Consider the following 7,063-nt stretch of genomic DNA (forward strand, 5'->3'; position numbering starts at 1 on the left):
GCGGCGTGGTCGGGTTGCCATCCTTGTCCTTGAAGGTTGGCTTGTCCACCTTGACGTCCTCACCAGGCTTACCGGTGACGTCGGTGTACTCCGGCTCGTAGTCCAGGTTCTGGTTCGGAACCTTCGGGTTGGTGTCGTCGTCAATCTCCTTATCATCCGGGATGCCATCACCGTCATCGTCTGGATCCTCGGTATCAGGTGTGCCGTCGCCATCGGTGTCCAGCTTGAACTTCGCAGTCGCGTCGTCGGTGGAACCATCCGGGTAGGTCACAACAACCGGAACGTCGAATTCCTCAACGGTGTCCTTGTTCAACTTGGACTTGTCCGGGAAGGTCACGGTGATCTCGCCGGTGTTCTCGTCGATAGTGACCACGTAGCCCTCAGGAGCCTTGAAGTCCCCTGGAATTGCGAACTTGGAGCCCTCCGGAGCGTCGACCTTCTCCTCGGTCTCGTTGCCATCCTCGTCGACCTTGGTAAAGGTCGGAGCAGACTTCGTCTCCTCGCCCGGGACAACGAGCTTGTCCTCATAGGACGGGGTGTACTCGTCCGCGTCGCGGGTGACCAGCACGGTCCATGCGGAAACATCATTGCCGCCAGAGACCAGGACCACGTTGAAGAAGTCGCCCTTCTTCGCATCATCCGGGATGTCGAAGGTGCACGCTGCGACCTGGGCCTTGATGCCCTTGGACTGGTCGAGCTCGCACTCCTTGAGCACGTTGCCCTTAGCGTCGCGCCACTCCACCTTCGACGGCAGCGTGGACAGGTTGCCGTGGAATTCCGGGGTCACCGTGACGCCAGGTGCAGCCGGCTTATCCGTCGCGTTGTAATCAGCCGTGATCGACACCGGGGTGTACGGCATGACCGCGTAGTTGACGTTGTACAGCGAGTTCAGTTCCTGGTACGGAAGACCGTTGAAGTTAATCGGCAGCTGGTTCTCGCCCGGGGAAGCCGCCGCCTTGAAGTTTCCACCGCCGTTAAAGCGCTGGAAGATCGGGGTGTGGAAGCCCGTGTAGCCGTTCTGGACCACACCGTCCTTGTTCTCCACCCACACGAACATGTGGTTCGGGTTGAGGATATCCTCGCGGACCTGGCCCTTCTCGTAGTTGCCAAAGCGCAGGGTGTAGCGGCCTTCGTTATCGGTCTTGCCGTAGACGGTCTTGAGGATGCTTTTAATTCTTCAAGCTTCTTCAAAGCGTTCGCACCGCTCCACATGGCAAAACCCACACCGCAATCCCCCTTTTCTTAGGTTGTGAAATTTTGCATAGGGTCGCTTGCTGACGGTGGGGTTGGTGACGATCACATAGTGCCATCAACGCACGTTCTCACCCCTCAACTTGAGGCGCGAGGCAGCGTGGCGTACATTGTGCGCACAGGTTCTACACGTTGCTTGAAGACCTCACCACACAAAAGTAAGGACAGTGGTCCCTATGACTCAGCCAAAAGTTAAGCGACTTCACCTCAGGACAACAGAGGTCCAGGACGAGACGCTACGAAGTGCCGCCGAAGCCCAGGATGTTCCGGTGTCCGATTTCGTGCTCGGCAGCGCAATGATCGAAGCGGAAAAGATTCTTGCCGATCGCCGTTGGTTCGAATTGAGCGACGAAGACTTCGCCAAATTCGAGAAAGCCCTCGATACCCCCGTCGACGGCACGAAACTAGCGCGCCTTCTCGCATCCGACTCCGTCTTCGGAAAGGAGTTCCACCTTGACTAGGGACATCATCCAACCTCCGCGAACGATCGAAAAGGAAGATGATGTTGCAGGTTTCTCCTGCGGGGTGGAAAGCCTAGACAAGTGGCTCAAAGAAAACGCTTGGAAAAACCAACGCGCCAACAATTCTGTCACCTACGTGACAACGCTTAACGACAAGGTAGTTGGTTACTACGCTCTCGCATCGGGCGGAGTCAGCCGAGATGCCCTGCCCAAGCGATTCCGCAACAACCGTCCCAAGGATGTTCCGATCATCCTTCTGGGGCGGTTCGCTGTCGATTCGCGCGCTCAAGGCAGACAACTAGGCAAATCCCTATTACAGGACATGTTTAGACGCGCGATCGCCGCAGCGGAGATAATCGGTGCGGCAGCGATCCTCATCCACGCACACGATGAAAGCGCAAAACAGTTCTACCTCCATAACGCTAACTTTCATGAAATGCCAGGAGAACCGCTCCATCTCCTCCTGCCGGTGGAATCACTGATCCAACAAGCCCAGAACTCTTAGCATGCGGCGCCTCCACGCTTCCAACTCAATCGGCACAACGGTAGGCGTATCCCTCAGGGTTTCAGGCTCCCACAACCACATCGATCCCGTCGGCATACCGGCGGGCAAAGCATCAATCAGAAACTGGATACTCTCTAGTGGCGCATCCCTATTGCAGCGGTATGAAGCGGCGACGAGATTGAAATGATTGAGCGTGCTGACCAGCGACCCCTCCTCTACCGGTTGGTAGAGCTTCAACGTCTCCAAGGCGCGCTCCGGGTTTTCTCCAATAATGCAGAACCCGAAGTTTCTCTTCACCTCTGGCTCATTAGGAAACAGGTTTATGTTTTCACTTGCCAGGTTGACCGCCTGGTCCACGTCACCTTTGTCTAATGCGGCAATTACGGATTTCTGTGCTTTCTCCAGCTCAGCCAATGGCCCCCGCTGATAGGGCGCAATTTGTGAAGTCGCGCGCCTAGCGAGCTCTTGGGTTACATCAAACAAAGAGACTCTGCGTTCCTCCAGAAGACCAACGTCAAATTGGGCTAATCCCTGAACCGCACCGGGCTTCGTTATGAAAGTCAGCTCCCACAGCAGGGACTCACTAGCCCACTCGTCTAGATACGTTTTTGTAAACCGCTCACATACCCAAACCGTTGCGTCACGGCCATTGAGCAAAAACAGATCCTCATCATCGGCAAGAGACTGGTCTGTTGAGTAACGCCACCCAACGAGATGCGCAATAGGCGCCTCTTGAAGCCAACGTTGCACCTCCCGAACAAAAGACCCATTCATCGCCCTAGCTCGGGCCAAGCTCCGGTCTCCTGCTGCTACGCCTTGAAGCTCTGGACTTGCAATAAGAAGATCAGCCCATTCTCCCAGAAGCAGTTCATCACTCCCGCGTTCTTTTTCCAGCACGAGCTGCCGGCACGCTAACGCTCCTTCAAGGACAAAATCGATCAACATCGGCCCGAATCCAGTTCGGATGATCGCATCGGCGGACAGACCGCGATCGGCCAACTTGCCAAGTGCGGACGTGATTTGAGTATCACGACGCAACCTGTCTGGGACGTTCAATCGCCGCAGATTGTCCGAGACAAGCCGAAGGAGCTGCGCAGTCGTCCAGCAGCTCGTTGGCCCACCCGGGAGGTGCACATAATCTGCCCCTACGCCCTCTGAGTGATCAGCCGAGGAAACGAGTAACTCACTTAGTGTTTCACAAGTCCGTAGCCCGTTGCACAACCGATGGTCAGTGACGCTACATTCTTGGCTGGCAGCGGCAACATAATCGGCCAGATCACGTCCGCCCTGTGCCACTTCCCCTACCGCTCCATGATGTCGTGGCGCACGATGGTCTGGTCGCGGCCCGGGCCGACACCGATGTAGGAGATCGGCGCGCCGGAGAGCTCCTCGAGGCGCAGCACGTAATCCTGGGCCTTCTGCGGCAGCTCCTCAAAGGTGCGGCAGCCGGTGATGTCCTCGTCCCAGGCCGGCATCGTCTCGTAGATCGGCGTTGCATGGTGGAAGTCGGTTTGGGTCATCGGCATTTCGTCGAAACGCTTGCCGTCCACGTCGTAGGCCACACAAATCGGGATCTCGCCGATGCCGGTGAGCACGTCAAGCTTGGTCAGGAACAGGTCCGTAAAGCCGTTGACGCGGGAGGCGTAGCGCGCGATCACGCTGTCGTACCAGCCGGTGCGGCGCACGCGGCCGGTGTTCACGCCGACCTCACCGCCAGTGACCTGCAGGAACTCGCCCCACTTGTCAAACAGTTCCGTCGGGAACGGGCCCGCACCCACGCGGGTGGTGTACGCCTTGATAATGCCCAGCACGCCCGTGATGCGAGTCGGGCCGATACCCGCACCCACGCACGCGCCGCCGGCGGTCGGGTTCGAGGACGTCACGAACGGGTAGGTGCCGTGGTCCACGTCCAACATGGTGGCCTGACCACCCTCCATGAGGACGTGCTTGCCGGCGGAGAGGGCGTCGTTAAGCATGCGCTCCGCATCAATCACCATCGGCTCGAGGCGCTCCGCGTAACGGCCGAAGTAATCCATCGTCTCCTCGACCGAAATCGCGCGACGGTTATACATCTTGACCAGCATCTGGTTCTTCACATCGAGCGCAGACTCGATCTTCTGGCGCAGGATGGACTCGTCGAAAACGTCCTGCACGCGCAGGCCCACGCGCGCGACCTTGTCGGCGTAGGTCGGGCCGATGCCGCGACCCGTCGTGCCAATCGCGCGCTTGCCCAAGAAACGCTCCTGCACACGATCCAACTGCTGGTGATACGGCGCCACCAAATGCGCATTCGCGCTGATCTTCAACCGCGACGCATTCGCACCGCGCGCCTCAAGGCCGTCAATCTCCTCGAACAACGCCTCAAGGTTCACCACCACACCGTTGCCCAGAATCGGGGTAGCGTTTTCGGACAGGACGCCGGCGGGCAGCAACTTCAGCTCGTACTTCTCCCCACCGACAACCACCGTGTGCCCAGCGTTATTACCGCCGTTGGGCTTAACCACGTAGTCGACCCGACCGCCGAGAATGTCAGTTGCTTTGCCTTTGCCCTCGTCGCCCCACTGGGCGCCCACGATGATGATGGCGGACATCACGCACTCCTTAAATATGGCGTATGAACGGGCATATTGTACCGTGAGCGCCATGCGGCTCATCCACTGCGCATGCGGCGCGTCCCCCGAACCCTCAATTCCGGGCGCAGAAACGTTCCAACTCCCCGTGCACCCCACCCAGCGCGACCTCAAGTTTCTCGACGCCATCGCGCGCGAAGTGCTCCCCTCAGATCCCACCCCGTCGCTTGACGAGATCCAGAAAAACCCCGCCGTCGACCACCTCGGCGCACCCACGTTTGCGCCGCAGCAACCCTCTGAGCCGTTGCGTGTTGTGGTGTCAGGCAGCGACCGCGCCCTCGGGCTGGTGCTCACCCGCCTGATGCGCGCGGATTGCATGTGGGCGGAAGTCGGGTACGTGCCCGCAGACAAGCAATCGCCCGCGGCGGTGCTCTGGGGCGCGGAGTCTGCGGATCTTGCTGCAGGCGGGCCCGCGCGGCCCATCCCCTGCATCCGCACCGACTTCGGCGAGGTCGTCGCAGGTTCCGCAGAGCTCTTTACTGACGACGGCGCCACGCCCTACTACGGCGAAGTCGTCGTCGACTCGGACGTGCTGGTCCACCCCGGCATCGAATACGGCGCACGCCTCGTGCCCACCGTCGACGCGCCCGGCATCGCCGCCGCCCCCTTCACCAGCCCACTCGTACCCACCCGCCGCTTCCTGCGCCGCCAACCCGTCGCACGCCTCGACGGCAGCCGCACCCTCACCGGGCGCGCCCTGCAATCCGGTGGCAATGAAATCGCAGTGCGTATCGACGACCACCTGCGCCCCCGACCCGTCTCCCGCGTCACCTTCTACCGCCACCTGCGCGACATCCAAGCGGTCCGTTCGGCATAGTTTCAGGAATTATATTCACGCTCTGGCGGACTTCACATTTCGCGTTTTCTCTATGCGATTGGTAGCTCGCTGTTACCTAACTGACACATTGCGTTCATTTCGCTGAACGTTTTGCCACCTTTCAGATTTTCGTTTCCGCTGGCTGTTGGCGGTTTCCATGGGACTACCTGAACTTGTCGTGTTTGTCGCTCGAACACCCGTTCTACTTCTCGAGGCTCAGGTTGGGTCCGCTGCCAGAACGGTTGATCGTCGTTACGGTCGGAATCGTTCTCGCAACAACAAATCAAAAGGAGAAACAACAATGACTAACCTCAACCGCATCGAGGATCTTGCAAACGCAACCGCATACGACGTCAACGGCGACAAGGTCGGCGGCGTCAAGGACGTCTACGTCAACGACTCCACCGGCCAGCCGGACTTCGTCTCCGTTAGCCACGGCCTGTTCGGTGGCGGCGACTCCATCGTCCCGCTGCGTGGCCACACGCTTCGCGACGGCGACCTGCACCTCGCATTCTCCAAGGACCGCATCGAGGACGCACCGGATCTCGACGAAAACGGCCACCTGACCACCCAGGACCAGGACGCCTTCTACCGCCACTACGGCCTGGAGACCACCGAGGACGTGACCACCTACGAGACCGGTAAGCACGCCGCTGCTGGTGCCGGTGTCGGTGCTGCTGGTGCTGCGGGTGCTGGTGCCGCGGGTGCTGCTGGTGCTGGTGAGCGTGGTGTCGTCGATAATGAGCGCGCCGCTGCCGCAGACCGCACCACCGACGTCGACGGCGAACTGATCCGCTCCGAGGAGCAGCTCAACGTCTCCAAGGACCGCGTCGAATCCGGCCAGGTCAGCCTGCGTAAGTACGTCGTCGAGGAGACCGAAACCGTCGAGGTCCCGGTCGAGCGCGAGGAAGTCCGCATCGTACGCGAGCCGATCACCGACGCAGACCGCGCAAACTACGACGGCAACATCGGCGAGCAGGAAGCATCCGTCACGCTTCACGAGGACCGCGTCACCGTATCCAAGGAATCCGTCCCGGTAGAGAAGGTTTCCCTGGAGAAGGACACCGTCCGCGACACCGAGCGCGTCTCTGAAGAGGTGCGCAAGGAGCGCTTCGAGACCGACGGCGTCGTCGAAGACAACAAGTAAAACCTGCATAGGGGCTTAGCCCCTGGCGTTCGCCCCTGGCTTTCGCCCCTGGCTTTCGCCCCGGTTGGGAATGTTCCTAACCGGGGCTTTTTGCTGTTCGTTTTGCTGATCGTCTAGCTCGGCTAGGCTCCCTACTAGACGATCAGCATTCGGGTTCGAAGTTTTCCCAGGTGATATTGCACATGATGTTCGGTAGCGGCGAGATCGTCTAGTTGTGCCGTGTTATGTCCATGAACATTTTGGACATGGAGT

At 59.6% G+C, this 7,063-nt stretch carries 7 protein-coding genes; 4 read left to right on the forward strand and 3 right to left on the reverse strand.

Annotated features, from left to right (window positions below):
* Nucleotides 1–1,057, reverse strand: a 1,057-nt coding sequence (locus tag HMPREF2656_RS04015; protein ID WP_210400958.1) for a YPDG domain-containing protein, incomplete at its 3' end; no start/stop codon positions are given.
* Nucleotides 1,058–1,427: 370 nt separating this feature from the next.
* On the opposite strand from HMPREF2656_RS04015, the gene HMPREF2656_RS04020 reads away from it, so the two are divergent.
* Both HMPREF2656_RS04020 and HMPREF2656_RS04025 read left to right on the forward strand, forming a co-directional pair.
* Complete coding sequence (locus HMPREF2656_RS04020) at nucleotides 1,428–1,712, forward strand: type II toxin-antitoxin system TacA family antitoxin (RefSeq protein ID WP_070422119.1); 285 nt, start codon at nucleotides 1,428–1,430, stop codon at nucleotides 1,710–1,712.
* Nucleotides 1,705–2,217 (forward strand): GNAT family N-acetyltransferase, encoded by a 513-nt coding sequence (locus HMPREF2656_RS04025; protein ID WP_070422117.1) that lies wholly within the window; start codon nucleotides 1,705–1,707, stop codon nucleotides 2,215–2,217. Before HMPREF2656_RS04020 ends, HMPREF2656_RS04025 begins: the two co-directional genes overlap by 8 nt.
* Here the strand turns inward: HMPREF2656_RS04025 and HMPREF2656_RS04030 are convergent.
* Together HMPREF2656_RS04030 and HMPREF2656_RS04035 are read right to left on the reverse strand one after the other, a co-directional pair.
* Nucleotides 2,188–3,273, reverse strand: a complete 1,086-nt coding sequence (locus tag HMPREF2656_RS04030; RefSeq protein WP_141739371.1) for a hypothetical protein — start codon at nucleotides 3,271–3,273, stop codon at nucleotides 2,188–2,190. The genes HMPREF2656_RS04025 and HMPREF2656_RS04030 overlap by 30 nt on opposite strands.
* Before the next feature lie 245 nt (nucleotides 3,274–3,518).
* Nucleotides 3,519–4,808 (reverse strand): adenylosuccinate synthase, encoded by a 1,290-nt coding sequence (locus tag HMPREF2656_RS04035; protein WP_070451081.1) that lies wholly within the window; start codon nucleotides 4,806–4,808, stop codon nucleotides 3,519–3,521.
* A 52-nt stretch (nucleotides 4,809–4,860) separates the two neighbouring features.
* On the opposite strand from HMPREF2656_RS04035, the gene HMPREF2656_RS04040 reads away from it, so the two are divergent.
* Nucleotides 4,861–5,664 carry a hypothetical protein gene (locus HMPREF2656_RS04040; protein ID WP_083319430.1) on the forward strand — a complete coding sequence of 268 codons (804 nt, stop codon included), beginning with the start codon at nucleotides 4,861–4,863 and terminating at the stop codon, nucleotides 5,662–5,664.
* Nucleotides 5,665–5,965: 301 nt separating this feature from the next.
* On the forward strand, nucleotides 5,966–6,811 hold the full coding sequence (locus HMPREF2656_RS04045) for a PRC and DUF2382 domain-containing protein (protein WP_070815934.1): 846 nt from the start codon (nucleotides 5,966–5,968) through the stop codon (nucleotides 6,809–6,811).
* Nucleotides 6,812–7,063: the final 252 nt, after the last annotated feature.

It is taken from the genome of Corynebacterium sp. HMSC034B08 (assembly GCF_001835805.1).
In the GTDB taxonomy this organism is placed as follows: Bacteria; Actinomycetota; Actinomycetes; order Mycobacteriales; family Mycobacteriaceae; genus Corynebacterium; species Corynebacterium coyleae.

Bases quoted from the DNA above. Each gene is read 5' to 3' on its own strand.
- HMPREF2656_RS04040 (WP_083319430.1), top strand. From the start codon at position 4,861: ATGCGGCTCATCCACTGCGCATGCGGCGCGTCCCCCGAACCCTCAATT.
- HMPREF2656_RS04020 (WP_070422119.1), top strand. From the start codon at position 1,428: ATGACTCAGCCAAAAGTTAAGCGACTTCACCTCAGGACAACAGAGGTC.
- HMPREF2656_RS04035 (WP_070451081.1), bottom strand. From the start codon at position 4,808: ATGTCCGCCATCATCATCGTGGGCGCCCAGTGGGGCGACGAGGGCAAA.
- HMPREF2656_RS04045 (WP_070815934.1), top strand. From the start codon at position 5,966: ATGACTAACCTCAACCGCATCGAGGATCTTGCAAACGCAACCGCATAC.